Origin of the sequence: Roseovarius sp., from assembly GCF_040223625.1 — a bacterium.
Taxonomy (GTDB): Bacteria; Pseudomonadota; Alphaproteobacteria; order Rhodobacterales; family Rhodobacteraceae; genus Roseovarius.
Genome location: NZ_JAVKFX010000074.1, coordinates 21,470 through 44,921 on the forward strand (window position 1 = coordinate 21,470; position 23,452 = coordinate 44,921).

General features: G+C 66.0%; 27 protein-coding genes. 9 read left to right on the plus strand and 18 right to left on the minus strand.

Annotation, left to right across the window (positions count from 1 at the left end; genetic code table 11):
* Positions 1-4: 4 nt before the first annotated feature.
* From hfq to trkA, 3 genes are all read right to left on the minus strand, one after another.
* Positions 5-247, minus strand: coding sequence for an RNA chaperone Hfq (hfq, locus tag RLN94_RS21155; RefSeq protein WP_300894763.1), 243 nt, complete (start codon positions 245-247; stop codon positions 5-7).
* Between the two features lie 131 nt (positions 248-378).
* Entirely contained in the window at positions 379-1,911 is a 1,533-nt protein-coding gene (locus RLN94_RS21160) for a TrkH family potassium uptake protein (protein ID WP_350069458.1), read from the minus strand.
* Positions 1,912-3,288, minus strand: coding sequence for a Trk system potassium transporter TrkA (trkA, locus tag RLN94_RS21165; protein WP_350069455.1), 1,377 nt, complete (start codon positions 3,286-3,288; stop codon positions 1,912-1,914).
* A 175-nt stretch (positions 3,289-3,463) separates the two neighbouring features.
* Between trkA and RLN94_RS21170 the strand changes: the two genes are divergently transcribed.
* Positions 3,464-4,390: a cyclase family protein gene (locus RLN94_RS21170; protein WP_350069452.1), complete on the plus strand. Its 927-nt coding sequence runs from the start codon at positions 3,464-3,466 to the stop codon at positions 4,388-4,390.
* 367 nt (positions 4,391-4,757) lie between these two features.
* Positions 4,758-5,918: an MFS transporter gene (locus tag RLN94_RS21175; RefSeq protein ID WP_350158440.1), complete on the plus strand. Its 1,161-nt coding sequence runs from the start codon at positions 4,758-4,760 to the stop codon at positions 5,916-5,918.
* A 24-nt stretch (positions 5,919-5,942) separates the two neighbouring features.
* Here RLN94_RS21175 and ntrX read toward each other — a convergent pair whose 3' ends face one another.
* The 5 genes from ntrX to dusB all read right to left on the minus strand — a co-directional run bounded on the left by ntrX (position 5,943) and on the right by dusB (position 13,143).
* A complete protein-coding gene (gene ntrX / locus RLN94_RS21180; RefSeq protein ID WP_350158439.1) occupies positions 5,943-7,340 on the minus strand; it encodes a nitrogen assimilation response regulator NtrX in 1,398 nt (465 codons plus the stop codon).
* Between the two features lie 7 nt (positions 7,341-7,347).
* A complete protein-coding gene (locus tag RLN94_RS21185; protein ID WP_350158438.1) occupies positions 7,348-9,606 on the minus strand; it encodes a sensor histidine kinase NtrY-like in 2,259 nt (752 codons plus the stop codon).
* 110 nt (positions 9,607-9,716) lie between these two features.
* Complete coding sequence (locus tag RLN94_RS21190) at positions 9,717-11,078, minus strand: response regulator (RefSeq protein ID WP_350158437.1); 1,362 nt, start codon at positions 11,076-11,078, stop codon at positions 9,717-9,719.
* On the minus strand, positions 11,078-12,151 hold the full coding sequence (locus RLN94_RS21195; RefSeq protein ID WP_350158436.1) for a two-component system sensor histidine kinase NtrB: 1,074 nt from the start codon (positions 12,149-12,151) through the stop codon (positions 11,078-11,080). Before RLN94_RS21195 ends, RLN94_RS21190 begins: the two co-directional genes overlap by 1 nt.
* Positions 12,148-13,143: a tRNA dihydrouridine synthase DusB gene (gene dusB / locus RLN94_RS21200; protein WP_502949373.1), complete on the minus strand. Its 996-nt coding sequence runs from the start codon at positions 13,141-13,143 to the stop codon at positions 12,148-12,150. The genes RLN94_RS21195 and dusB overlap by 4 nt, the downstream gene beginning before the upstream one ends.
* A gap of 236 nt (positions 13,144-13,379) precedes the next feature.
* On the opposite strand from dusB, the gene RLN94_RS21205 reads away from it, so the two are divergent.
* Genes RLN94_RS21205 through RLN94_RS21215 form a run of 3 tightly spaced genes read left to right on the plus strand, consistent with a single transcriptional unit; the run spans position 13,380 to position 15,465 of the window.
* Positions 13,380-14,510: a bifunctional 2-C-methyl-D-erythritol 4-phosphate cytidylyltransferase/2-C-methyl-D-erythritol 2,4-cyclodiphosphate synthase gene (locus RLN94_RS21205; RefSeq protein WP_350158443.1), complete on the plus strand. Its 1,131-nt coding sequence runs from the start codon at positions 13,380-13,382 to the stop codon at positions 14,508-14,510.
* Positions 14,507-15,001: a phosphatidylglycerophosphatase A family protein gene (locus tag RLN94_RS21210; protein ID WP_350158435.1), complete on the plus strand. Its 495-nt coding sequence runs from the start codon at positions 14,507-14,509 to the stop codon at positions 14,999-15,001. Before RLN94_RS21205 ends, RLN94_RS21210 begins: the two co-directional genes overlap by 4 nt.
* Positions 14,998-15,465 carry a CinA family protein gene (locus RLN94_RS21215; protein ID WP_350158434.1) on the plus strand — a complete coding sequence of 156 codons (468 nt, stop codon included), beginning with the start codon at positions 14,998-15,000 and terminating at the stop codon, positions 15,463-15,465. The genes RLN94_RS21210 and RLN94_RS21215 overlap by 4 nt, the downstream gene beginning before the upstream one ends.
* Before the next feature lie 4 nt (positions 15,466-15,469).
* Here the strand turns inward: RLN94_RS21215 and RLN94_RS21220 are convergent, their stop codons facing one another.
* Positions 15,470-16,762: an MmgE/PrpD family protein gene (locus tag RLN94_RS21220; RefSeq protein ID WP_350158433.1), complete on the minus strand. Its 1,293-nt coding sequence runs from the start codon at positions 16,760-16,762 to the stop codon at positions 15,470-15,472.
* Entirely contained in the window at positions 16,755-17,207 is a 453-nt protein-coding gene (locus RLN94_RS21225) for a type II toxin-antitoxin system RatA family toxin (RefSeq protein WP_350158432.1), read from the minus strand. Before RLN94_RS21225 ends, RLN94_RS21220 begins: the two co-directional genes overlap by 8 nt.
* A gap of 76 nt (positions 17,208-17,283) precedes the next feature.
* On the opposite strand from RLN94_RS21225, the gene hpt reads away from it, so the two are divergent.
* Genes hpt through RLN94_RS21240 form a run of 3 tightly spaced genes read left to right on the plus strand, consistent with a single transcriptional unit; the run spans position 17,284 to position 18,703 of the window.
* Entirely contained in the window at positions 17,284-17,823 is a 540-nt protein-coding gene (gene hpt, locus RLN94_RS21230) for a hypoxanthine phosphoribosyltransferase (protein WP_350158431.1), read from the plus strand.
* Positions 17,820-18,002, plus strand: coding sequence for a hypothetical protein (locus tag RLN94_RS21235; RefSeq protein ID WP_350158430.1), 183 nt, complete (start codon positions 17,820-17,822; stop codon positions 18,000-18,002). The genes hpt and RLN94_RS21235 overlap by 4 nt, the downstream gene beginning before the upstream one ends.
* A gap of 35 nt (positions 18,003-18,037) precedes the next feature.
* Positions 18,038-18,703: a glutathione S-transferase family protein gene (locus RLN94_RS21240; protein WP_350158429.1), complete on the plus strand. Its 666-nt coding sequence runs from the start codon at positions 18,038-18,040 to the stop codon at positions 18,701-18,703.
* A 65-nt stretch (positions 18,704-18,768) separates the two neighbouring features.
* On the opposite strand, the gene RLN94_RS21245 is transcribed toward RLN94_RS21240, so the two are convergent.
* Entirely contained in the window at positions 18,769-19,284 is a 516-nt protein-coding gene (locus RLN94_RS21245) for a hypothetical protein (RefSeq protein ID WP_350158428.1), read from the minus strand.
* 573 nt (positions 19,285-19,857) lie between these two features.
* Between RLN94_RS21245 and RLN94_RS21250 the strand changes: the two genes are divergently transcribed.
* Complete coding sequence (locus tag RLN94_RS21250) at positions 19,858-20,058, plus strand: hypothetical protein (protein WP_350158427.1); 201 nt, start codon at positions 19,858-19,860, stop codon at positions 20,056-20,058.
* A gap of 11 nt (positions 20,059-20,069) precedes the next feature.
* On the opposite strand, the gene RLN94_RS21255 is transcribed toward RLN94_RS21250, so the two are convergent.
* The 7 genes from RLN94_RS21255 to RLN94_RS21285 all read right to left on the minus strand — a co-directional run bounded on the left by RLN94_RS21255 (position 20,070) and on the right by RLN94_RS21285 (position 23,451).
* The gene (locus RLN94_RS21255; RefSeq protein WP_350158426.1) at positions 20,070-20,477 is read right to left on the minus strand and encodes a hypothetical protein; all 408 of its coding nucleotides are present in this window, start codon (positions 20,475-20,477) and stop codon (positions 20,070-20,072) included.
* Entirely contained in the window at positions 20,474-21,727 is a 1,254-nt protein-coding gene (locus RLN94_RS21260) for a LamG-like jellyroll fold domain-containing protein (protein WP_350158425.1), read from the minus strand. The genes RLN94_RS21255 and RLN94_RS21260 overlap by 4 nt, the downstream gene beginning before the upstream one ends.
* Before the next feature lie 10 nt (positions 21,728-21,737).
* Positions 21,738-22,028 carry a hypothetical protein gene (locus RLN94_RS21265; protein ID WP_350158424.1) on the minus strand — a complete coding sequence of 97 codons (291 nt, stop codon included), beginning with the start codon at positions 22,026-22,028 and terminating at the stop codon, positions 21,738-21,740.
* Positions 22,029-22,050: 22 nt separating this feature from the next.
* Positions 22,051-22,341, minus strand: a complete 291-nt coding sequence (locus RLN94_RS21270; RefSeq protein ID WP_350158423.1) for a hypothetical protein — start codon at positions 22,339-22,341, stop codon at positions 22,051-22,053.
* A 207-nt stretch (positions 22,342-22,548) separates the two neighbouring features.
* The gene (locus RLN94_RS21275; protein ID WP_350158422.1) at positions 22,549-22,869 is read right to left on the minus strand and encodes a hypothetical protein; all 321 of its coding nucleotides are present in this window, start codon (positions 22,867-22,869) and stop codon (positions 22,549-22,551) included.
* Positions 22,869-23,129 carry a hypothetical protein gene (locus RLN94_RS21280; protein ID WP_350158421.1) on the minus strand — a complete coding sequence of 87 codons (261 nt, stop codon included), beginning with the start codon at positions 23,127-23,129 and terminating at the stop codon, positions 22,869-22,871. The genes RLN94_RS21275 and RLN94_RS21280 overlap by 1 nt, the downstream gene beginning before the upstream one ends.
* A gap of 1 nt (position 23,130) precedes the next feature.
* Positions 23,131-23,451, minus strand: coding sequence for a ubiquitination-like system serine protease family protein (locus RLN94_RS21285; protein WP_350158420.1), 321 nt, complete (start codon positions 23,449-23,451; stop codon positions 23,131-23,133).
* Position 23,452: the final 1 nt, after the last annotated feature.

Sequence of the window (23,452 nt, forward strand, 5' to 3'; positions counted from 1 at the left end):
CGTCTCAGGACGACGCGTCATCGCCGTCATACAGGTTCACCGGCTGCGACGGCATGATGGTCGAGACCGCATGCTTGTAGACAAGCTGCGACTGGCCGTCCCGGCGCAGGAGGATGCAGAAATTGTCGAACCACGTGATCACGCCCTGAAGCTTGACCCCGTTGATCAGGAAAACCGTCACCGGAATCTTCGTCTTGCGGACCTGGTTCAGGAATGCGTCCTGCAGATTTTGTCGATCTGTCGCCATCGTTATATTGCCTTTGTTCTTGCGACGCCGCGGATCGGCGCGTCCCTCTCCCTCGGCGGAGTATGAAGTGGCACGGTCCGAGTTTCCACCCTAAAATTCAACCCGTTGCAAGGGGCAATCGTGCACCCGTATCAATAGCGCCACAGCGAGGGATTGAAGAGCGCGATGATGGCCAGCGTTTCAAGCCGCCCCAGCGCCATGGCGGCGGCGAAGACGAACTTGGCCGGCGCGCCGAGCTGCAGCAGGTTGATCGGCGTCTCGGCGGCGATCTGGGTCAGCGGCCCGGTGGTCGACAGCGCGGCGATGGCCATGACGGTGGCGGATTCGAAGTCGAGCCCCAGCCCCGCGAATATCACCGTGATCGACGACAGCGACAGCGCGAAGAGCATGAAGAAGATCCAGGCGATGAAGGCCCCTTCGCGCCGGATCCGGCGGCTGGCCTGCCCCGCCCCGCTGATCGAGGAGGGATGCACCAGCTTCTCCATCTCGCGCCGCCCGCTGAGGTAGAGCGCGTAGACCCGCAAGAGCTTGACCCCGCCCGCCGTGGTGGCGACGCCGCCGCCCACCACCGACAGCCCCATCAGTATCAGCCCCGGCGTGCCCAGCCCCGACCAGCCGCGCGCCTCGTCCCAGGCCGCGCTTTCGAAGCCGGTGGTGCTGAGGAAGGACAGCACCGTGAACATGCCCCCCCAGAGGGCCGAGACCGCCTCGGTGAAGTTCTCGATCTCGTCCACGTCGAAGGCCGCCGCCCAGTGCCGCGCGAACAGGATCAGCGGCACGCCCAGCACCAGCGCGATGCCGATGCGAAACTCCGGGTCGCCCCACAGCCCGCCCTCGGAGGAGGTCATCGTGTCCGAGGAAAAGGTCACCCGCGACAGGCCGAACAGCATGAAGAGGAAGATGATCACCTCGCCGGCGATCCCGCTCTGCGCCTCGGGCACGCCGACCAGCGGGGTGATGCCGCTTGTCGCCATGGTCGACATGGCGTGCATCGTGGCCACCAGCGGCCGGTCGCCGGCGATCAGCAGCAGCATCCAGATCGCCGCCGTCAGCCCGGTATAGACCGGGAAGAGATGCGCCGTGAACTGGGCGATGCGGCGGGCCGAGCTGGCCCGGCGGAACCGGTCGAGGCGCTGCACGTCCTGCCCCGGCTCGGCCCGGGCCGTCACCTCGAACCCGCCGAGGTGCAGCGGCGCCAGCACCGCCGCCGCCGAGATCCAGACCAGCAGCCCGCCCAGCCAGCCCACCAGCCCGCGCCACAGGTGCAGGCTGCCGGTCAGCCGCCCCGGTTCGGAAAACAGCGTGGCGCCGGTGGTGGTCAGGGACGAGACCATTTCCACGTAGGCGTTGAGATAGGAGGTGGTGCCCAGCCCCTCGTAGAACGGCAGGGCCAGGAAGACGGGCAGCAGCGTGTAGCACAGGAACAGCGACAGCAGGTTCTGCAGGTCCGAACTGTCGCGCCGGGCCCGTCCGGTCATCGCCAGCCCGATCACGAAGATCAGCGTCAGCCCCAGCAGCCCGGAATAGAAGAAGGACCGGGCGATCGTGTGATCCTCGTTCACCAGCGCGTGCAGGGCCGGGACGAACATGGCGATCGAGAAGATCCCCGTCAGCAGCAGGATCAGCGGTAGGCTCAGGATGCGCTCGCCCGGGGTCATCGCCATCTAGAAGAAATCGATCGAGACCTGCAGCAGCTGCTCGACCCGTGCCACGTCGGCGGCCAGGGCGAACATCACCACCACGTCGCCCGCCTCGATCCGCATGCCGCCGGTGGGTTTGACGATCTCGCCGTCCTTCTGCACCCCCGCCACCAGCACGCCCTCGGGGAAGTCGATATCCCGGATCGCGGCGCCGGCGATGTTGGAGGTCGACATCACCTCGGCCTCGATCACCTCGGCCTCGGCATCGCCGATCGAATAGACCGCGTGCACCCGGCCGTGCCGGATATGGCGCAGGATCGAGCTGACGGTGGTGGCGCGGGGGTTGATGTAGGCGTCGATGCCCAAGGGCTCCATCAGCGGCAGAAGCGTCGGGTCGTTGATCAGCGCGATGGCATAGGCACAGCCGTCGGCCTTGGCCCGGACCGAGGCCAGCATGTTGGTCTTGTCGTCGTCGGTCACCGCGAGGATCGCGTCGGCACGCGAGACGCCCGCCTCGGCCAGCAGGGTCGCGTCGAGCCCGTCGCCGTTCAGCACGATGGTCCGCTCCAGCGCATCGGCCGCGCGTTCGGCGCTGCGGCGGTCGCGCTCGATCATCTTGGTGCGGGCCTTGCGGCCGCGCTTTTCCAGCGACTGCGCCACCGCGAGGCCGATATTGCCGCCGCCGACGATGACCAGCCGTTCCTGCTTGTGGTCGGACTTGCCGAACACCTCCAGCGTGCGGGGAATATCCTCGACCGGGGCAAAGACATAAGCCTCGTCATGGGCGAAAAGCTGGTCGCCCGCCTCCGGCGCGAAAAGCCGGCCGTCGCGGCGGATACCGATCACCACCACCCGCAGGGTCGAGAAGAGGTCGTTCAATTGCCTCAGCGGCGTGTTGAGCACCGGGCAATCCTCTTCCAGCCTGAGCCCCATGAGCTGGGCCTTGTTGCCGAGGAACATCTCGGTGTCGAAGGCCGCTGGCGCGGCCAGCCGTTGCAGGGCGGCGTCGGCCACCTCGCGCTCGGGGCTGATCACCACGTCGATCGGCATGTGGTCGCGGCGGTAGAGGTCGGAATAGATGGCATCCAGGTAGGACTGGCTGCGCAGGCGGGCGATCTTGCGCTGGATGGCGAAGACCGAATGCGCCACCTGGCAGGTGACCATGTTCACCTCGTCCGAATAGGTGGCGGCGATGATCATGTCGGCATCGCGCGCGCCCGCGCGGTCGAGCACGTCCGGGTAGCTGGCGAAGCCGTTGATGCCCTGCACGTCCAGCGTCTCGGCGGCCCGGCGGACGAGGTCGGCGTTGTTGTCCACCACCGTCACGTCGTTCTTCTCGCCGCTCAGATGGCGGGCGATCTGCCAGCCCACCTGGCCGGCCCCGCAGATGATGACCTTCATGGACGCACCTTGAGCTGTCGTCGGGGTTTTTGAATGACAGAAGGGGGGATGGGGGTCAATTGCCTTTGGCGCCCTGCCCCAGCGGCACCGCGCGGTGCGGATTTCCGGTTGATCCGTGGCCGCCCGCTGCGCTCTAGTGATGTCAGAGCGAAACGGTCGGGGAAGGACATTGCCGATGACACGCCTCATGATCGCCGCCGCCGGCGCGGCCCTGTGCCTGACGGCCCTGCCCCCGGCGGCGCAGGAGGAGGGAAGCGGGCCGCTGGGCCTGCCCAACAAGGCCGGGGCGTCGGTGCTGATGACCGAGCTGAACGCCATCGAGGCCGCCAACATCATCCGGCGCGGCCGCGTGGTGCCGCTGGGGCGCGAGTACCGGCCCGAGATGCCGCTGGGACCGGGGCAGGATTACACGCTCAGCCGGACCACGCGCCGGGACGACACGTCCACCCGGATCGAGACCACGCTGAACGGCCCCCTGACCGCCGGCACCTATCTCGAGGGGCTGGGCCACACCGGCACCGGCGGCGAAGACCCCCGCTTTTTCAACGGCTTCACCCCGGAGGAGGTCGCCCCCGAGGACGGCCCCGGCGAGGCCGGGGTGGAGCACCTGAAGCCCATCTTCACCCGCGGCATCCTGATCGACATGGTCACCGTGAACGGCGGGCCGATGGAGGCGGGACAGGAGATCACCGTGGCCAATATCGAGAAGGCGCTCGACTGGTTCGGCGTGAACGAACCCGGCAATGGCGACGCGGTGGTGTTCCATACCGGTTGGGGCCGGCACTGGATCGCGGACAATGACACCTACCTCTCCGGCGCGCCGGGCATCGGGCTGGAGGTGGCCGAATGGCTGATCGAGCGCGAGGTGGCGCTGGTGGCGACGGATGCCTGGACGGTGGGGGTTCAGCCTGTAAACGAAGGGCCGGAACGGGATTTCCCGGTGTCGCTGGCGCTGACCCAGAAACACGGCATCCTGCTGCATGACAACGTGGAAAGCGAGCGGCTGATCGACGCCGAAATTTCGGAATTCGCCTATATCTTCGCGCCGATGCCGATCCGGGGGGCGACCGGCTCTCCCGGGGTGCCGTTGGCGGTGTATTGACGGGGGTGCACCGTCACGGGGCGGCGAATCGGGGTTAATGGACTGATTTTGCTGAATTTCCGATGTCGGTATAACGTCGGTATTTTGTCGGTATCGCGTCGGTGCAAATGACCGCCCGCACGGGGGTTGATGTGGCGTGCGGTGCGGGGACACGCCAGATGTTGTGGCCCGCGCAACGCCGATTGCGGGTGAGCGGCAAGGTCCGGAAGGTCCATGCGGGGTTCGGGCGGGACGCGGGCGCGGTGCCAGAGTGCCGGTCGATAAACGCATTTATATCAATATACTGTATTTCAATGATAAAATCATATTGATCTCAAGCATACTTGAGGCCTGATCCTCCTCGCCTCCGCTGTCAGGAAGGACCGGGATGAGCAGGCTCACGTATTTCATTCTCGCGAATTTCCTGTCCTCTGTCTCGATGGGCGTCTTCCTGATTGCCCTGCCGTGGTTGATCGTGAAGACCCTGGGCGGCAGCGCACTGATCGCAGTCAGCGCCGTGGCGATGCTCGTTCTCTTCCTGCTGCGGCAGAGAAGCGGAGCGCTGGTGGATTCGACCCCGCGCGGCAGGTTGTTTGCAACCGCGATGATCGGGATGGCCGTGCTCCTCGCAGTGTTGGCGGTTGCGCCGACGAACACGGCCTTGATGCTGGCCATCTTCTTCTGCGGGCAGATCTACCTGTTTTTCTACTATGTCATCCGCTCGGCCATCACCCGTGAGATCGTATCGGAAGGGCAATTTGGCCGGTACAACGGCATCCTGGAAATAGAAGGCCAGATATCGACCTTCTTCGCCGGAGGAGCGGCGGCGTTCTTCTTTGCACAGGATCCGGCCTCGCTGTCTTCGGTCTTGTGGGCGTCTGCGGGTGGCATGCTGATCGCGGCGCTGGTCGTGCTCTGCAAGCTGCCCACCAAGGTGCCCGAAGACATCGCCGAAGGAGACCCGGAAACAGCTGCAGTGCAATCTTTCCCGCTCTCCTTGATGCTTTTGGCTTTCTGCGGAAGCGTCCCGTTTATCTGCGTGATGCTGCTCAACGTCATCAAGCCGATCGTTATCATCGACCTGTTGCGGTATCCGGGAGAGGTGCTCGCCCTCACAAGCGTCTTCTACACGATCGGGGCGATTGCAGCGGGTCTGCTCGGCGGGCGAAGCTGGATCGAGACGGGAAAGCGGCAAGTCGTCTCTTTGACATTACTGGGATTCCTGATTTTCTGCCTGGTGCCGTCGGCCTTGCCGACCCCGGCGGTTCTTTATCTCAGCTCCGTCATCTGGGGCGTCAGCAACGGGCTTAGCCGGATCACATGGCAGACCGCAGCCATGAACGAGGTGGGAAACCGGAGGATCGGCAACTTCTTTGCCACGGTGTCCGCCGGCGTTGGCCTCATGCGGATCGGGCTCTTGTTCGGCTACTGGGCGGTCTCGGCGCTTTGGGGCTATGAAACGTCGTTCGGCTACCTCGCATTGATCTGCACGATCGGGCTTGCCGTGTTTGCAATCGCGCGCTTCAGGCCGCAATTCCGCCGCCAGTGAGCGTCCCTCCGGGCCCTGCCCCGCTCAGTCGGCATCCTCCGCTTCGGTCTGCTTCACGCCCTTGTTGCCGGTCACCACGCCGAGGCTCTTCAGCTTGCGGTGCAGGGCGCTGCGTTCCATGCCGACGAATTCGGCGGTGCGGCTGATATTGCCGCCGAAGCGGTTGATCTGGGTGAGCAGGTATTCCCGCTCGAACGCCTCGCGCGCCTCGCGGAGCGGCATGGTGGCCACCGTGCCCGACAGAACCACGCGCCCCTCGTCGACCGGGCCCTGGGAATCGCCGGGCAGTTCCTTGGCGCCGATCTCGCCGCTGCTCTCGCCGAGGATCAGCACCCGCTCGATCACGTTGCGCAGCTGGCGGACATTGCCGGGCCAGCTCATCGTCTGGAGAAGCGCGCTCGCCTCGCCGCTGATCTTGCGCAGGGGCAGACCCTGTTCGCGGTTCAGCACCTCGATGAAATGGCTGGCGAGGTCGGGCACGTCCTCGCGCCGCTCCTCGAGGCTGGGCACGCTGATCGGCACCACGTTCAGCCGGTGATAGAGCTCGCGGCGGAAGCGGTCGGCGGCGATCTGGGCCTCGAGGTTGCGGGAGGTCGAGGAGATGACGCGGAGGTCGACCTGCACCTTGTCCGAGCCGCCGACGCGCAGGAAGGTCTGGTCGACCAGCACGCGGAGGATCTTCGACTGGGTGCCGAGCGGCATGTCGGCCACCTCGTCGAAATAGATCACGCCGCCATTGGCCTCTTCCAGGAGGCCCGGTTCGACGCCCCGCTCGTCGCTTTCGCGGCCGAAGAGCACCTCTTCCATCCGCTCGGGCTCGATCGAGGCGCAGCTCACGGACACGAACGGCCCGTCGGCCCGGTTGGAATGGGCGTGGATGTAGCGGGCGGCCAGTTCCTTGCCGCAGCCGGCGGGCCCGGTCAGCATCACCCGCCCGTTCGACTTGGTCACCTTGTCGAGCTGGCTGACCAGCGTGCGGAAGGCGGGGCTCTGGCCCAGCATCTCCGAGGGTTCCGCCCCGCGGCGCTTGAGCGCGATGTTCTCGCGGCGCAGGCGGCTGGTTTCCATACCGCGGCGGATGACGACCAGAAGCTGGTCGATGTTGAAGGGCTTCTCGATGAAGTCGTAGGCGCCCTGCTTGATGGCGGCGACGGCGATCTCGATATTGCCATGGCCCGAGATGATGACGACGGGCACGTCCGGATAGTCGCGCTTGACGGTCTTGAGGATGTCGATCCCGTCCATGTTGCTGTCTTTCAGCCAGATATCGAGGATCAGCAGCGCCGGCGGCTCCTGCCCGATCGAGGCCATCGCCTCGTCGGAATTGCCGGCGAGACGGGTGGTGAAGCCCTCGTCCTCGAGGATATCGGAGATCAGTTCCCGGATGTCTCTTTCGTCGTCAACGATCAGAATATCGCTCATTTGAACCTCATACCGCTTGTCTGTTCTGGTCGGTGGCCTGCGCCGTGGCGAGGACCGGCAGCCGGATGACCGCCATCGCCCCGGGCCGGGCGCCCTCCTCGAAGGCCGGGGCGTCTTCCAGCGTCAGGAGGCCGCCGTGCTCCTCGATGATCTTCTTGACGATGGGCAGGCCGAGGCCGGTGCCCTTCTCGCGCGTGGTGACATATGGCTCGAACAGGCGCGAGCGGTCCTCGGGCAGGCCGATGCCGTTGTCGGCGATGCGGATCACCGCCTCCTCTCCGGTCATCTCGCCGCTGATGCGGATGGTCGGCCGGTGGTTATCGGGGGCGCCTTTTTCCTGAAGGCTTTCAATTGCTTCGCCGGCGTTCTTGATCAGGTTGGTCAGGGCCTGGCTGATCATCGTGGCATCCAGATCGGCCCAGACCGCGCCCTCGGGCATGTCGGTCTCGAACCGCACGTCGGGCTGGCCCGCCTCCTGCAGCAGCACCGCCTCGCGCAACAGGCTCATCAGGTCTTCCTGCCTTGTCTGCGGCTCGGGCATGCGGGCGAATTTCGAGAACTCGTCGACGATGCGGCGCAGATCGTCGGTCTGGCGGATCACCACGCCGGTCAGCTGTTCGAGGCTGTCCTTCTGCTCGTCGGTCAGCACGCGGCCGAACTTGCGGTTGATCCGCTCCGCCGACAGCTTGATGGGCGTGAGCGGGTTCTTGATCTCGTGGGCGATGCGGCGGGCCACGTCGCCCCAGGCCGCCATCCGCTGGGCGGCGACGAGGTCGGTCACGTCGTCGAAGGCCACCACGTAGCCCTCGCGCTTGCCCTGCTCGGTGCGCCGTGTCGACATGCGCACCAGAAGGTTTTCCATCCGCCCGCCCCGGCTGACCTTGATCTCCTCCTGCACGAAGCCCGAGGCGCTGGCCTGGAGACGCTCGAACAGCGCGCCGAATTCGGGCACCGCATAGCTCAGCTCAAGCGATTGCTGGTCGTCGTGCCAGTCGAGCAGCCGCTCGGCGGCGCGGTTGACGAAGGCGACGCGCCCCTTGGCATCGAGCCCCACCACGCCCGATGAGACCGAGCCCAGCACGGAATCGAACAGCCGCCGGCGGCGTTCGATCTGCTGGGTGTTGGCCAGCAAACGCTCGCGCTGGCCCTTCAGCTGGCGGGTCATCTGGTTGAAATAGGTCGACAGCATGGCGATCTCGTCGCCGCCGCCCTCCTCGCGGACGCGGATGTCGAGATCGCCCTCGCCCACCCGCTGCGCCGCGCTGGTCAGCCGGCCCACGGGGCGCGACAGGCGCTCGGCGAACCACATGCCCAACCAGATCGCGGCGAGGATGAGGATAACGGCGAAGCCCACGTAGAGCAGCCCGAACTCGAACAGCACCCGGCCCCGCTCGCTCTCGCGCTGTTCGTAGAAGCGGGCGGTTTCCTTGGTGTCGTCCAGCAGGTTGAGGATGGCGCCGTCGACATTGCGGCTGACATAGAGGTAGCGGTCGGGGATTTCCTCGAGCGGCATCAGCGCGCGGAACTCGTTGTTGTCCCAGTCCTGGATCACCAGCACGCCGGTCTCGTCGGCCTGCGTGATCTGCTCGGCTGTCGGCTCCTCGTAGTCGAAAAGGTAGGAGCGTTCGCCGCGCGCCCGGATCTCGCCCGTGCCGTCGATCACGAAGGCCTCGCGCAGCCCGCGCTGGATCTCCCGCTGGCCGCGCGACAGCACCTGCCGGATCTGGCCGTCGTCGATGAAGACTGCCGCGCGCTTGGTGGCGTTGATGACGGAGGCCAGCGCCTGGGCGTCGGTGACGAGGTCGCGGCGGTGCTCGTCCTCGTAGGCCTGGGCGGCGGCGACGGAGTTGTCGACCACCCGGCCCACCCGGTCGGAGAACCACGCCTCGAGCCCCATGTTGACCGACAGCGTGGCAAAGACCGCCACGGTGATCGTCGGCAGAAGCGCCATGATGGCAAACACGCCGGTCAGCCGCAGGTGCAGGCGCGAGCCGGCCGAGCGGCGGCGGCGGGCGGCGATCATCTGCATGAGCTGCTGCATCACCAGCGCCGCGATCATGATCACGTAGACCAGATCGCTCAGCAGCACGATGCGCAGGATGTTGGACGACGCGCCCTGGTCGAGCGGGCCCATCACCAGGTAGGTCACCAGCGCCAGGACCGGCCCCAGCACCACCAGGCCGAAGGTCGCGGCGGTTTGTACGCGGCGCAGGCGCCGAAGGCGGCTGACCGTGTCCCACGAGAATCTGCGTGTCCGGGTCGCCACGGACCACCCCCATCAGGTTGTTACGATGCTGCGACGCCCCCCAATATCTGGGTCATGTTCGGGCGCCGTCAGCACAGTGGCCCCAATTGGCCACACCAGATGTTGCAGTTTTACATCAACTTGCGGCGGCGTGTCACGCGAATATCAAGGTCGGTGATCTTCTTGCGCAAAGTATTGCGGTTGATCCCGAGCAGGTCGGCACATTTGGCCTGGTTGCCGCTGGTGGCGTCCAGCGCGATCTCGATCAGTGGAGACTCCAGTTCCTTCAGAATCCGGGCATAAAGCCCCGGCGGCGGAAGCTGGGTGCCGTGCAGGTCGAAATAGCGGCGCAGGTGGCGGGCGACGGAATCCGACAGGCTCTCGCCGCCGCCGGTGCCCACCACGGGCGCCGCCTCGGGCTGGTTGCCGATCACCGCCTCGACCTCGCTGCGGGTGATCTCGACCCCGCGGGCGGTCAGGCCGATTCGCTGCACCATGTTCTCGAGTTGGCGGACGTTGCCGGGCCAGCTATAGGCGCGCATCAGCTCCATCGCATCCGCCGACAGGTGCCGGGCGGGCTGGCCGTCACGCTCGGCGCGGGCCATGAAATGCTCGATCAGCAGCGGAATGTCGTCGACCCGCGAGCGCAGCGCCGGCACCTCGACCACGGCGCCCGACAGGCGGTAATAGAGATCCTCGCGCAGCTCGCCCGCCTCCAGCCGGTCGGCCAGACGGCCAAGGCTGGTCGCCATGAAGCGCGGAACGTGATCGCCGGGCGCGTCCATCATCCGCACCACGCGGGCCTGGGCGGCGGTGTCCAGATCGCCCACCTCATCCAGCACCACCGTGCCGCCGCGCGCCCGCGCCATCACCTTCGACGGCCCTTCCAGGTCGGCGAGGTCGGCGGGCGTCACCGTCACGAAAGGCAGCGTGCGCCGGTCGGAGAAGTTGTGGATCGCCCGCGCGATCAGCGACTTGCCGGTGCCCGACTCGCCGGTGATCAGCACGGGCAGGTCGGTATTCATCAGACGCGCCACCACGCGATAGAGCCCCTGCATCGCCGCCGTCCGGCCGATCAGCGGCAGCTCGTCCGGCTTGTCCTCGACCTCGGCCTGCTGGGCGGCGCGGCTGCGGGAATCGAGCGCGCGCGCCGTGCGCTTCATCAGGTCCGGCAGGTCGAAGGGCTTGGGCAGGTAGTCATAGGCCTCCGCCTCCTCCGCCTGGATCGCCGTCATGATCGTGTTCTGCGCCGAGATCACGATCACCGGCAGGCCGGGCCGGTCCTGCGAGATCTTGGGCAGCATTTCCAGCCCGTTCCCGTCGGGCATCATCACGTCGGTGATCACCGCGTCGCCCTTGCCCTCGCCCACCCAGCGCATCAGCGTGGTCAGCGAGCTTGTCGCATGCACCTTGCAGCCCGCCCGCGTCAGCGCCTGCGTGAGAACCGTCCGGATCGTGCGGTCGTCATCGGCCACCAGTACAGTACCATCCATCAGTCTTCCTCCATCTCCTTGGGCGCCAGCGGCAGCGATATGCGGAACACCGTCCGCCCGGGTACGGACGAGACGGAAATCCAGCCGTCATGGTCCGAAATGATCTTGGCCGCCAGCGCGAGCCCCAGCCCGGTGCCGTTCTCGCGGCCCGACACGAAGGGTTCGAACACCTCCGCCGCGATCTCGGGCGGAAGGCCCGGGCCGTCATCTATGATTTCCACCTGCAGGGGCAGCGTCTTGCCCTTGCCCTCGCCACGGCGCACGCGCAGCGACTGTTCATAATAGGAATGCAGCCGGATCGTGCCGCCCGCCTTGCCGGCGGCCTCGGCGGCGTTCTTCACGAGGTTCAGGATCACCTGCAAAAGCTGGTCCGGATCGCCAAGCGCCAGCGGCAGCGAGGGGTCGTAATCCTCGATCACGGTCATGTCGGCGGCAAAGCCCACGATGGCCGAGCGGCGCGCCCGGTCGAGCACGTCATGGATGTTGACCGCCTGCAGCCGCGGCGCCGAGACGTTGCCGAACTGCTCGACCTGTTCCAGGAGGCCCACGATGCGACGGCTTTCGCTGACGATCAGGTCGGTGAGTTCCAGGTCATCCTTGCTCAGGTTCATCGACAGGAGCTGCGCCGCGCCGGTGATCCCGGCCAGCGGGTTCTTGATCTCGTGCGCCAGCATTTCCGCCATGCCGATGGCCGAGCGCGCGGCGGATTTCACCGATTGTCCCTGGCTCACCCGCCCCGCCAGCTCGCGCGGGGAGATCAGCAGCACCATGTGCCCCGCCTCGCCCGACAGCGGCGCGATCTGGAGGTTGCACTGCAGCGGCGCCCGGTCGCCCGTGCCCACGTCGACATCGTTGACGAAAAGCGGCGAGCCGTCGCGGCGGGCGCGTTCCAGCGCCTCTTCGAGCGGCGCGTCGACCGCCAGCTTGTCCCAGACCGGCTGGCCGGTGACGGCGCGGGCCGAGCTCATCAGGAAGCCCTCGGCGGCCGGGTTGATCCGGGCGATGCGGTCGCCTGCGTCGAGCACCAGCGCGGGCACCGGCAGCGAGGTCCAGATGGCGTCGTCGGCGCTCATGCGGCGGCCCTCTCGCCATCGGCCAGCGCGTCGGGGAGAAGGCGCAGCACCTCGCCGGCATCGCGGCTGGTCAGCACCCGCTTGCGCAGTTCGGGGCCCGTGCCGGCCCCGTCCATGTACCAGCCCAGGTGCTTGCGCGCCACGCGGGTGCCAAGCTCTGTTCCATAGAAATTAAGCATGTCTTCGTAATGGGTTGCGACCATGTCCTCGCGTTCTTTTCCGTCCGGAATCTTTGGCGCCGGGCCGCTGCCCATCTCGTGCGCCACCTGCGCCAGCAGCCACGGCCGCCCCTGCGCCCCGCGCCCGATCATCACGCCATCGGCGCCGGACAGCCGCAGCGCCTCCTGCGCGTCCTTGGTCCCCGTGATGTCGCCATTGGCGATCACCGGCACGCGCACCGCCTCCTTGACGGCCCGGATCGCGGCCCAGTCGGCACGGCCCTTGTAGAACTGGCAGCGGGTGCGGCCGTGGATGGTGATCATCTGCACCCCCGCCGCCTCGGCCCGTTTCGCCAGCTCCGGCGCGTTGAGCATGTTGTCATCCCAGCCCAGCCGGGTTTTCAGCGTCACCGGCACGCTGACCGCGTCCACCACCGCCTCGATCAGCGTCAGCGCGTGGTCGAGATCCTTCATCAGCGCCGAGCCGCTGGCCCCCGTGCCGCTGGCCGATGTCACCTTCTTCGCCGGGCAGCCCATGTTGATGTCGATGATCTTCGCACCGTTGCCCTCGACCTGTTTCGCGGCCTCGGCCATCCAGTGCGCCTCGCGGCCGGCAAGCTGCACCGCGGTATCCGCCTGCTCCAGCCCAAGCTCGGCCTTCTCGCGCACGCCGGGCTTGGCCTGCACCATCTCCTGGCTCGCGACCATCTCGCTCACCACCAGTCCGGCACCGAATCGCGCCACCAGCTTGCGGTACGGCAGGTCGGTGATCCCGGCCATGGGGGCAAGGAACACCTGGGGCGACAGCGCCTTGTCGGACAGACGAATGGTCACGTGCTTAATCCTTGTGCAGTACCCTCTATTTACGGTCGGCTTGCGGGAGGGACAATATTTCAAGGGCATAAAAGCCGGCCGCCGGATCGCGATGCCTATTATTTAGGCATATATCCACGGTAACCCGGCGTAAACTCCCCTTCCGGATGTACCGTCCCGCGGCCTCGCGCGGGGCGCCGGCACGGCGGCGGGCGGTGTCTGTTGCAACCGCCGCCGCCGCCACGCTATCAGGGCACATGACAACCGCCGCCATCATCGTCGCCGCCGGGCGCGGCACCCGTGCCGGGGGGGACCTGCCGAAGCAATGGCAGGGCCTCGGCCAGAAGCGCGTGATCGACTGGACGCTGGCGGCGTTCGAGGCGGTGCCGGAGGTGGGCCAAGTCGTCGTGGTGCTGCATCCCGACAAATTGGACCGCATCGCGCCGCGCGCGGGGCTGAGCGTCGTGGCGGGCGGCGACACGAGGTCAGCTTCGGTTCGCAACGGTTTGGAATCGCTTGAAGGTTCCGGAATCGACACCGTCCTGATCCACGACGCCGCGCGCTGCTGCATCCGCCCCGCCCTGATCGCCCGCGTGCTTTCCGCACTGGAAGGCGGCGCGCTGGCCGCCGCGCCGGCGCTCACCGTGACCGACGCGCTCTGGCAGGGCGCCGGGGGCCAGGTGACCGGCACGCAGGACCGCGCCGGCCTCTACCGCGCGCAGACCCCGCAGGGCTTTGCCTTCGACACCATCCTCGCCGCCCACCGGGCGCATCCGGGCCATGCCGCCGACGATGTCGAGGTGGCGCGCACCGCCGGGATCGCGGTAGAGATCGTCGAGGGGGACGAGAGCAACCTCAAGATCACCAACGCGGGCGATTTCGCCCGGGCAGAACGGATTTTGCGAGACATGGACATACGGATCGGCACCGGCTTCGACGTGCACCGCTTCGGCGAGGGCGACCACGTGATGCTCTGCGGCGTGGCGGTGCCCCACGGGCGCGGGCTTCAGGGGCATTCCGATGCCGATGTGGGGATGCACGCGCTGACCGACGCGATCTACGGCGCGCTGGCGGAGGGTGATATCGGCCGGCACTTCCCGCCCACCGACCCGCAATGGAAGGGGGTCGAAAGCCACGTCTTCCTCTCCCATGCCGTCACGCTTGCCGGGGAAAAAGGCTACAGGATCAACAACATGGACGTCACTCTTGTCTGCGAACGACCCAAGGTCACGCCGCACGCGCCCACCATGCAGGCCGCGCTGGCCGCAATCACCGGGGTGGCGCCCGACCGGATCTCGGTCAAGGCCACCACCTCGGAACGGCTCGGCTTCACTGGCCGCGAGGAAGGCATCGCCGCGCAGGCGGCTGTGACACTGGTGCCGAAATGAGGCTCAGCCACCTGATCGCCACCGTCTGCTACGTGGGCCACATGCGGCCCGCCTCCGGCACCTGGGGCTCGCTCGTGGCGCTGCCGCTGGCCTGGGGGCTTCACGTGCTGGCCGGGCCATGGCTGCTGATCCTCGCGATAATCGCCTTCTATTTCCTGGGCTTCTGGGCCACGACCCGGGAAACCCATGGCAGCGACAACCACGACCCTTCCGAAATCGTCGTCGACGAGCTGGTGGGCCAGTGGATCGCCTTCCTGCCTGTCTCGATCGGCGCCGCGCATGTGGGGGCCGACCTCACCGCGCTCTGGCCCGGCTGGATCGCAGCCTTCCTTTTGTTCCGCCTCTTCGACATCTGGAAACCCGGCCCCATCGGCTGGGCCGACCGGAAGGGCGACGCGACGGGCGTGATGCTGGATGACGTGATCGCCGGGGTCTTCGCCGCCGTGGGCGTGGTGATCCTTGCCGCGATATCGCACGGGGTGATAGTATGAACGTGAGTGCATTGCTGGAAAAGGCCCGGGCGAAGGGCGTGAAAATCGCCACCGCCGAAAGCTGCACCGGCGGCATGGTGGCCGCCGCGCTGACCGACATTCCCGGATCGTCCGACGTGGTTGAACGTGGCCTTGTAACCTACTCAAATGAGGCGAAAATCGAGCTTCTGGATGTCTCGCCGCGCACCCTGTCCGAGTTCGGCGCGGTCTCGGAAGAGATCGCCCGCGAAATGGCCGAGGGCGCGCTCAAGAACTCCTATGCCCAGCTCACCGTCTCGATCACCGGCATCGCCGGCCCCGGCGGGTCGGAGCACAAGCCCGAGGGCCGCGTCTGCTTCGGCGTGGCGATGGCGGGCCAGCCCACGAGAACGGAAACGCAGGAATTCGGCGCACAGGGGCGCGACACCGTCCGCACCCTCGCCCGCAACCACGCGCTGGCCCTGCTCGACAAGGCGCTGTCGTAAGCCTTCAACCGGCGATCAGCGCCGCGAACTCCTCCGGCGCGGCCGCCCGGTCGATCACGTCGCGGATCGCCTCGGCCCTGTCGCCGCCGATCAGCCGCGCGGCCTTGTCCTGCACCTTCTGCCGGCGCACGCTCAGCCCCGGATCGGCGTCGAGATCGTGGTAGAGCTCCCGCGTCACCCCGTCGCCCAGCGTCACGATCACCCGCGCCTGCATCTCGCTCAGGCCCTCGTCGGCCTTCACATCGATCCGGGCGCGCATGTCCTCGATCTCGGCATCGGCGCAGGTCTCGGCCGAGAAGCTCTCGAGCAGCGCCGTATCGCGCCCGCAGAGCGCCATGGAGAGCGCCACGCGATAGCTGAACTTCGCCTCCAGCCCCGTCTTCGGCGCCTCGATATTGCACACGCTCAGCCAGCGCGGATGGGTGTGCACGGTGATCGCCTCGATCGGGTCCGGCGTGTCAGGCAGCGTGCCGATCGCCTCGAGCGCGGCGTGCAGCCCGTGACAGCAGGCGTGGAACTTGTGATGCACGCCGGGGAAGAGCCACGCGGTGCCCAGCCCGTCGAGTGCGGCCATATCGGCCATGCCGTGATGCGTGGGCCCGAAGCCCTGCGGCCCGTCGATGGCGTCGGGATTGCTGACGAAACCGCGCCGCGCCAGAAGCGCCGCTTCCAGCCCGTTCTGCGCGGCGATGCCGGCATTCATCGGCTTGCCCATGGTGCCGAATTGCGACTTCAGGCCGGAGGCGCGGGTCGAGACCAACCCCAGCGCCATCCGCATTTGCCCCTCGTCGAGCCCCAGAAGCCGGCCCGCCGCCACCGCCGCGCCAAAGGCGCCCGCCGTGCCGGTCTGGTGAAAGCCCGCCTGGTAATGGTCGCGCCCCAGCCAGACGCCGATGCGCACCGAGGCCTCGGCCCCGATCAGCGCGGCCTGCTGGAACGCCATGCCGCCTGCCCCGGCGATCTCTGCCGCGGCCAGCGCGGCGGGCACCACCGCCACCGAGGGGTGGCCGATATGGGCGAAATGCGTGTCGTCATAATCGAGCGCGTGGCTGACCGTGCCGTTCACCAGCGCCGCCATCCGCCCCGGCACGCGGGTGGCGCTGCCGAAGATGGCAGCCTCCTCGGCGCCGCCCTCGGCCTCGGCCTGTTCGCGCAGCAGCACCGACACCGGCTCATTCTGCCCGGCGATCCCCACCGCCGCCCAGTCGAGCAGCGAGAGGCGCATCACCTGAAGCGCCGCCTCCTCCGGTTGCCCGTTCAGGGCGAAATCTGCGACACGTCCGGCCAGCTCAGCCATGCCCGTAAAGCTCCTTCGCGCGGGTCTCGAACGCCTTCACGACGCGCTTCATCGCCTCGTAGAAAAAGAACTCCGACGCGGATTGCAAAAGCCGGTTGCGCAGTTCGAAATCGACGTCGAAATGCACCTTGCAGCCGCCCTCGGCCTCTTCGAATTTCCAGTTGGATTTCATGTACTTGAACGGCCCGTCGAGGTATTCCGTCTCGATCACGCGCGCCTCGTCCCAGAGCGTCACCTTGCTGCCGAACTTTTCTCGGAAGACCTTGAAGCTGATCACCAGGTCGGCCTCCATCACCCGGGCGCCGTCATCGCGCGGCGTGACCTTGCGGATGCGCGCGGCGGCCGTCCATGGCAGGAATTCGGGGTAGGACTCGACATCCGCCACGAGGTCGTACATCTGCTGGGCGGTGTACGGCATCGTCCGGGTCTCGGAATGGGATGGCATTGGCAGGCTGGCCCCGTTTTCGCGTGACAGTGGGCCCCTAGTTCGTAGACTGCGACCGGAAAATCAAGGGGATACCATGACAGAGCGGCCATATGTCATCGACCGCATGATCTCGGCCAAGGAAATCGCCGCCCGGATCGAACAGCTCGCCGGCGAGATCAAGGCAGAGTTCGCCACCTCTGAGAAGCTCGTGGTGGTGGGCCTCTTGCGCGGCTCCTTCGTGTTCATCGCCGATCTGGCGCGCGAGCTCGACATGAATGTCGAGGTGGATTTCATCGAGACCTCGTCCTACGGAAACGCCACAGAATCGAGCCGGGAAGTGCGCATTCTCAAGGACTTGCGCGGCGACATTGAAGGGCGCGACGTGCTGGTGGTCGAGGATATCGTCGACACCGGCCACACGCTTTCCGCCGTGCTGTCGCTGTTGTCGAGCCGCAAGCCGCGCAAGCTGCGGACCATCGCGCTGCTCGACAAGCCGTCGCGCCGCGAGGCCGATATCACCGCCGACTGGATCGGATTCGAGATCCCCGACGAATTCGTCGTGGGCTACGGCATCGACTACGCCCAGCGGAACCGCAACCTGCCCCATATCGGCAAGGTCCGGTTCACCGGATGAACCCCCGCTGGCTGTTCCGCATGGCGAAATGGGCCCACCGCCCGCCGAGCGAGACGCGGGTCAAGCTGGTGCTGGGAATCATCGTGGTCTGCCTGGCCGTCTTCGCGATAGAATACTTCGTCGGCTGGCCCGACTGGATGACGCTGGAACCGGCCGGGCGGCGCGGCTGGCTGCCCTGACGCGTCGCGACCGCCGGCAGGAGGAGGCCCCCCGCGTGACGACCAAGACCATACCCACCATCACCGCCTTCGCCGCCTCGCCCGACCGGGGCGCGGGGCTTGCCCGCGACATGCGGCTCCGCTGGGCCTTCGAGGAGCTGGGCCAGCCCTACGAGGTGCGCCTCGTCTCCTTCGCCGAGATGAAGGCGCCCGCGCATATGGCGCTGCACCCGTTCGGCCAGATCCCCACCTACGAGGAAGGCGAACTGGCGCTCTTCGAGACCGGCGCGATTCTCCTCCACCTCGCCAGCCGTCACCCGGGCCTGCTGCCCGCCGACCCGGACGCGCGCAGCCGGGCCGTCACCTGGCTCTTCGCCGCGCTCAACACGGTCGAGCCGCCGATCGTGGAACTGGAGCAATCGCGCTTCATCGTCGGCGACCGGCCTTGGTATGGCGAGCTGCGCGCGGAGCTCGAGGCGCGTGTGCGCACCCGGCTCGACCAGCTGGTCGCGCGGCTGGGCGACGGGCCCTGGCTCGACGGGGCGTTCAGCGTCGGCGACCTGATGATGGTGCTGGTGCTGCGCCGGCTGGAAGGCGCGGGCATACTCGACGGCTATCCCGCCCTCGCGGCCTATATCGCCCGGGGCGAGGCGCGGCCCGCCTACCGCCGTGCCTTCGCCGCGCAGCTCGCGGTGTTCCGGGACAAACCGGCCAAGGGATAAGCCTGTACGCGAAAACGGCCGCCCGAGGGGGCGGCCGCTTCCGGCATTTCCATGCGATCCGGCGCTTAGCTGCCCGTGGCGGCGGCCTGCGCGTTGATCGCGGCAATCAGCGACTGCTCGCTCATGTTGACGACAAGCCCGTCATCGCCGACCGACATGTTGTTCTTGCTGACGGCCACATGCTCGGTCTCGCCCTCGATCGAGGTTTCCATCTGCGTGTCGAGATCGACCAGCACCATGTCATCGGCAAGGTCGGCCTTGTGGACGGTGCCGACAAGCTCGCCATCGCTGGTGCGGATCTTGGCGTCCTGCGTCAGCGCGGCATCAAGCTGCGCCCCGGCATCGCTGGCGGCGTCATAGCCGGCCTCGGCGGTGGCGGCGGCGGCATTGACGCCAAGCTTCACGGTGTTCTCCATGAACTCGCCGGCTTCCTGGGCGGTCTGCCCCAGCTCTTCACCGACATTGGCCGAACCTTCGGCCTGCGTCTCCATCTCGACCTCGGTCTGCTCGGCCGACAGCGGGGCTGCGGCGATCAGGGCCACGGCGGCCGTGGTGGCAGCGATACTCTTGCGGAAAGTCATGGGGGATACTCCTCCTTTTGGGTTGCAGAGTTCGTCTTCGGAGGGGTCAACGAGAGGGGGGCCGGCGTTGTTCCATGCCCTGTGCCGATCCCGGCGAGGGGTTGCCGACAGACCCTTCAGCGCCTCCGACGGAACGTCCAAGTAGCGCCCTCCCGTCTCGCGCACCGAATCTTCCGCCAACGCGGTACATCACGGCCAGGATCGCCCCGTCACAGCCTCGAAACGGCAAAGCAACAGGGCCCGGATGGCGGACCTCGGTCAGTCCGTAAACCGCGAACGGGTTCGGTATCTCCGCCTATGCAGGCCGGCAAAAACAAGAGAAAGTGGCGCACCTGTCAGGATTCGAACCTGAGGCCTCTGCCTTCGGAGGTATCGGCACGCCAGCCAAGATATTGATATTTCGTCAAGAGGCCACTGCCTAAAGGGCCCGTGTTCACGCTTTGGCCAAGGTTTCCCGGTTCATCCAGGTTCAGTGAACCAGAGGGAACTGCCTTGATCCGACCGCGCAGAAGGAATGGCGCGCTTGGTGAACGGAATATAGAATGAGGTGGACAGCGGAAAGGAGCCACCCCTGTGACCGACAACGACCTCAAGGCTGAGAACGACCGGCTGCGCGAGGCGCTGGCGCTGATCATGCCTCTGGCAGAATGCTACGTTACAAGACTTGAGGATCGTTTCCAGGAAAGCAATGGCAACGGCGCGCTATATGCCCATTGGCAGGACGTGCTCTCCGAACTTGAGGCGGCCAAAAGTACTCTCACGGGTTCGATGTAATGGATGCGGGATTAGATAGCCTCGGCCTCGACCCTGCTCACCCCGGCCCATTCCAGAGCCTGCTTGGGAACGTCATGCACGATAGCCAGAATGCGCTCAGGAGCGGCAGCGACAGGGTTCTCGGGGTCGTACACCTCGAACACCCCTTGAGCCGTCTCACAGAGGCTCCTATCCACGATACCGCCATTCTCGATGTAGAGCGCCTGCAGGTCTTCCCGGTCAAGGATGGCCGGGTCTTGGACCGCCACAATCTGCTCCGGTGTCCAGAGGCCGGAGGATACGGCATAGCTGTTGCCCTGCCCGTCCTCAAACGAGGGGTTGGCGTAGGTGGTCAGCGCCGGTGCCTTGCCCATCAGGACGTGGACATGTGCCCCGGCTTCGCAGTGGGCGGCAGGCACCACAAGGGTCATGCGGCTCATAGCGTCACTCCTGTTAGCTGGGCAAGGTAGCGCTCGGTGCGGTTGATTTTGGCTTCGGACAGGTTCGGGCCGAAGCGGACGATGAGGCCATAGAGGCGACCATCAAAGAAGTACCCCGTACCCGCGCGCGCGCCGATATAGAGGGGGTATGCGAGATAATTGCCACTGCCCTGATCAGAGGTGTTTTGCGCCGCCTGAACCCCATCAAGCCGAAGCGTTGAGGTGTCGCCTGGTATGTCGCCAAGTCCCGTCATCACTTTTGTCACGGGGGCAGCGAGACTTACATCAGATGCTGTTGCTGTATTCCGCGTGGTTCCCCCGGATGTGAAGCCCAAATTGGATGTTGCTGTCACTGGTGCCCTGAGCGCAAAGCTACCATCAAGAGATGAAAAGTTCGGAGAGAACTCCGCGACCATCGCCGCCGCCGCATCACTCGCTTTCCGCACCCCCGCAAACACCTGCACCTTATCGGTCCCCGGCGTGATGCTCGGCGTCACGAGGTAGTCATCCACCCCGTCGAAGGCGAGATACCAATTCCCGTTGCCGTCTTGCTCAAGCGTCGGCCTGTAGTCGTCATTGTCGGACTGGTAGGCGTGGACGCCGGGAAGTTCGCGGACAGAAAACGCAGACGCTTCTACGTAATCACCAGCTTGTTGTGTTGGCCCACTACCGGAGCGTGGATACAGTCGTATCTTTGCAGTACCCGTCGAAGTTGCCTGAACTAAGCCCGAGACGGAGGCAACTCCGAAAAAAGACTGATTAAACGGCCCGAGAGTCACATCAACAAAAGCTGCAGGTACTGCACCGAAATTAGAGTTAATTGTCGTATTTACACTGTACGCTTTGCCTGATTCTACAGGAAAATCTATTTCCATCCGACAGGAAGTATTTCCCGGAGATGTTACGCGAATATTACCGTTTTCAATCGAAATCGTACCGTTCGGACCTGTGATCTCTGACGGTATAGCCGCATACGGACCAAGAGCCGGTTCTATATTCTCCGCCCCCAGCCCGGTGAACTGCCCACCCGAGTACCCGGCGCCTTGACTCGTATCCAGCACCAGCCCAACCGGATCACCTGCCCCTGCTGGCGTGGTGCCTGCGGCGTCCTGAAAGCAGTTGGTGGGGCCGACAATCAGGGCCGTGCCCTTTTCGCCAAACCGAAACAGGTCAGCAGGCGAGAACCCCCTCCTCCGGCCAAAGGGGGAGGAGAGGCCGGCGAAGGCGTTGAATGGGCGGTCGAGCGGCATGTCGGCCTCCTTATGCGTGGTAGACGGCGAACTGGCAGCCGTCCTTCGAGTACGACCAGAGCCGGACGTAGGACGCGCCAGGGAACATTTCCGCCAAGGAAGTGTCGATCAGCCCGTCTCCCCTGACCACTTTGAGGCCGGCGTCGAAATCCTCGATCGAGGGTTCAGTATCATCCGTCGTGCCGATCAGCAGTGCATCACTGCCGCCGGTGTGTTGCCAGGTCAGGGCGCCACTGACGTCCGCGTTCGTGAGCTGGGTAACCTCTTCCCTCGGGCTCGGGACCAATCCTGCTCGTGCCATGTGTCGTACTCCTTTGTTGGGGTTATCCGGGCAGGCCCGGCTTCCAGTCTTGCCAGAACGCGCCTGCGGCAACGACACAGGACATGTTGGCTGGCGTAATGATGAGGACCGTCCACGTGCCGGTCTCGTCGTTGACCCAGATCTCCATCGCTTGGGTCGTCGACCGGAGGCCGCCATGCGCCCGCCGCTCGCCGTACTTCTGGATCAGCTTGGCGGAAATGACGTCATACGGCGCGCACCTGGATTGCGCCGCCGCGGGCTTCGTCAGTATCGCCAGAGCGATGGCGATCGTCAGGATCAGGATGCGGGTCATTCGTCGTCTCCGTTTAAGATTTGGACCGTGCTGCGCGTCCACGCGACGAGCGCACTATGCCGCCCCCGACACTCAGCCAGAGCGACCCTGTCGGCCCGCCAGCGCGTCTCGGCCTGCGCCTGGGTGAGAGGGCCCGACAGTTGCGACGCCAGATCACAGGGCCGGAGAATGCTCTCTGCCGGTGCCGTCACCCGGATCTGCTCTGGATCAACGGATCTGGTTGAGGCGCTGCACGCTATCAGGGCCGAAAGCAGGCCGGTCAGCGTCAGGATCTTGACGTGCTGCATCATCGAGCTCCGATTGAAGGGCGTCGTTTCGGTCGAGCATGGCCTCGTAGACCCGGGTCAGCTCGCGGTGCTTCTTCTCGAGCCGGTCCAGCTCGGCATTCAGTTTGCGGGTATCCTCCACGATCTCGACCGACCGCGCGTCATAGCCCTTCTCCCACGCCCACGAGTAAGCCCACCAGAGCAATCCTCCGGCCGCCAGAGCGGCGATAAGGGTCGGGCCATACCGAACCACCCAAACCATCAGTCAAGGCCGTCCTGCAGGCGCTCCTGCGGGCTGGTGGCGCACAGGTGCTTGTGGTGACCATGAGCACCGACGACCGCGCCGACCACCGTGGGGCACAGGACCGTCAGGAGCGAGTAGAGCGCGCTCATGTCGCGGCCTTGCGTCTCCATCCAGATCGCCAGCCCAAGCAGGCCGAACACGACCAGAAACGCGAACCATGCGCCTTCGCGGGTGCCGGTATCGCCGCCGATGATGTACTTGCGAAACAGTCCGATCATGTCAGGTCCCCTGTTGGATATCCGGAAGATCGACCGTTTGACCCGCCAGCTCATGCGTGCAGTCGTTCAGGAACCGGATCTTCCCGTTGGTCACAAACGAATGGCAGCACGCCGGCGGGGCGTCGTCCTGACCAGCGTCTGCTCCGTCGTATGTGACGCGAATCGACGGCTGAAAGGTGGGCGCGTCGGCATCGCCATTCCATGACCACATGGGGCGCCCCTCGCCTTCGACGCGGACGTGATGCATGTAACCGCAACCCGGACATTTGAAGGCGACCCTGCCACCTTCCAGCGAGCGCAGTTTCTTCCCGATCGCTGCCATG

Bases quoted from the DNA above. Each gene is read 5' to 3' on its own strand.
- hfq (WP_300894763.1), bottom strand. From the start codon at position 247: ATGGCGACAGATCGACAAAATCTGCAGGACGCATTCCTGAACCAGGTC.
- RLN94_RS21160 (WP_350069458.1), bottom strand. From the start codon at position 1,911: ATGGCGATGACCCCGGGCGAGCGCATCCTGAGCCTACCGCTGATCCTG.
- trkA (WP_350069455.1), bottom strand. From the start codon at position 3,288: ATGAAGGTCATCATCTGCGGGGCCGGCCAGGTGGGCTGGCAGATCGCC.
- RLN94_RS21170 (WP_350069452.1), top strand. From the start codon at position 3,464: ATGACACGCCTCATGATCGCCGCCGCCGGCGCGGCCCTGTGCCTGACG.
- RLN94_RS21175 (WP_350158440.1), top strand. From the start codon at position 4,758: ATGAGCAGGCTCACGTATTTCATTCTCGCGAATTTCCTGTCCTCTGTC.
- ntrX (WP_350158439.1), bottom strand. From the start codon at position 7,340: ATGAGCGATATTCTGATCGTTGACGACGAAAGAGACATCCGGGAACTG.
- RLN94_RS21190 (WP_350158437.1), bottom strand. From the start codon at position 11,078: ATGGATGGTACTGTACTGGTGGCCGATGACGACCGCACGATCCGGACG.
- RLN94_RS21195 (WP_350158436.1), bottom strand. From the start codon at position 12,151: ATGAGCGCCGACGACGCCATCTGGACCTCGCTGCCGGTGCCCGCGCTG.
- RLN94_RS21205 (WP_350158443.1), top strand. From the start codon at position 13,380: ATGACAACCGCCGCCATCATCGTCGCCGCCGGGCGCGGCACCCGTGCC.
- RLN94_RS21210 (WP_350158435.1), top strand. From the start codon at position 14,507: ATGAGGCTCAGCCACCTGATCGCCACCGTCTGCTACGTGGGCCACATG.
- RLN94_RS21215 (WP_350158434.1), top strand. From the start codon at position 14,998: ATGAACGTGAGTGCATTGCTGGAAAAGGCCCGGGCGAAGGGCGTGAAA.
- RLN94_RS21220 (WP_350158433.1), bottom strand. From the start codon at position 16,762: ATGGCTGAGCTGGCCGGACGTGTCGCAGATTTCGCCCTGAACGGGCAA.
- RLN94_RS21225 (WP_350158432.1), bottom strand. From the start codon at position 17,207: ATGCCATCCCATTCCGAGACCCGGACGATGCCGTACACCGCCCAGCAG.
- hpt (WP_350158431.1), top strand. From the start codon at position 17,284: ATGACAGAGCGGCCATATGTCATCGACCGCATGATCTCGGCCAAGGAA.
- RLN94_RS21235 (WP_350158430.1), top strand. From the start codon at position 17,820: ATGAACCCCCGCTGGCTGTTCCGCATGGCGAAATGGGCCCACCGCCCG.
- RLN94_RS21245 (WP_350158428.1), bottom strand. From the start codon at position 19,284: ATGACTTTCCGCAAGAGTATCGCTGCCACCACGGCCGCCGTGGCCCTG.
- RLN94_RS21255 (WP_350158426.1), bottom strand. From the start codon at position 20,477: ATGAGCCGCATGACCCTTGTGGTGCCTGCCGCCCACTGCGAAGCCGGG.
- RLN94_RS21260 (WP_350158425.1), bottom strand. From the start codon at position 21,727: ATGCCGCTCGACCGCCCATTCAACGCCTTCGCCGGCCTCTCCTCCCCC.
- RLN94_RS21265 (WP_350158424.1), bottom strand. From the start codon at position 22,028: ATGGCACGAGCAGGATTGGTCCCGAGCCCGAGGGAAGAGGTTACCCAG.
- RLN94_RS21270 (WP_350158423.1), bottom strand. From the start codon at position 22,341: ATGACCCGCATCCTGATCCTGACGATCGCCATCGCTCTGGCGATACTG.
- RLN94_RS21275 (WP_350158422.1), bottom strand. From the start codon at position 22,869: ATGGTTTGGGTGGTTCGGTATGGCCCGACCCTTATCGCCGCTCTGGCG.
- RLN94_RS21280 (WP_350158421.1), bottom strand. From the start codon at position 23,129: ATGATCGGACTGTTTCGCAAGTACATCATCGGCGGCGATACCGGCACC.
- RLN94_RS21285 (WP_350158420.1), bottom strand. From the start codon at position 23,451: ATGGCAGCGATCGGGAAGAAACTGCGCTCGCTGGAAGGTGGCAGGGTC.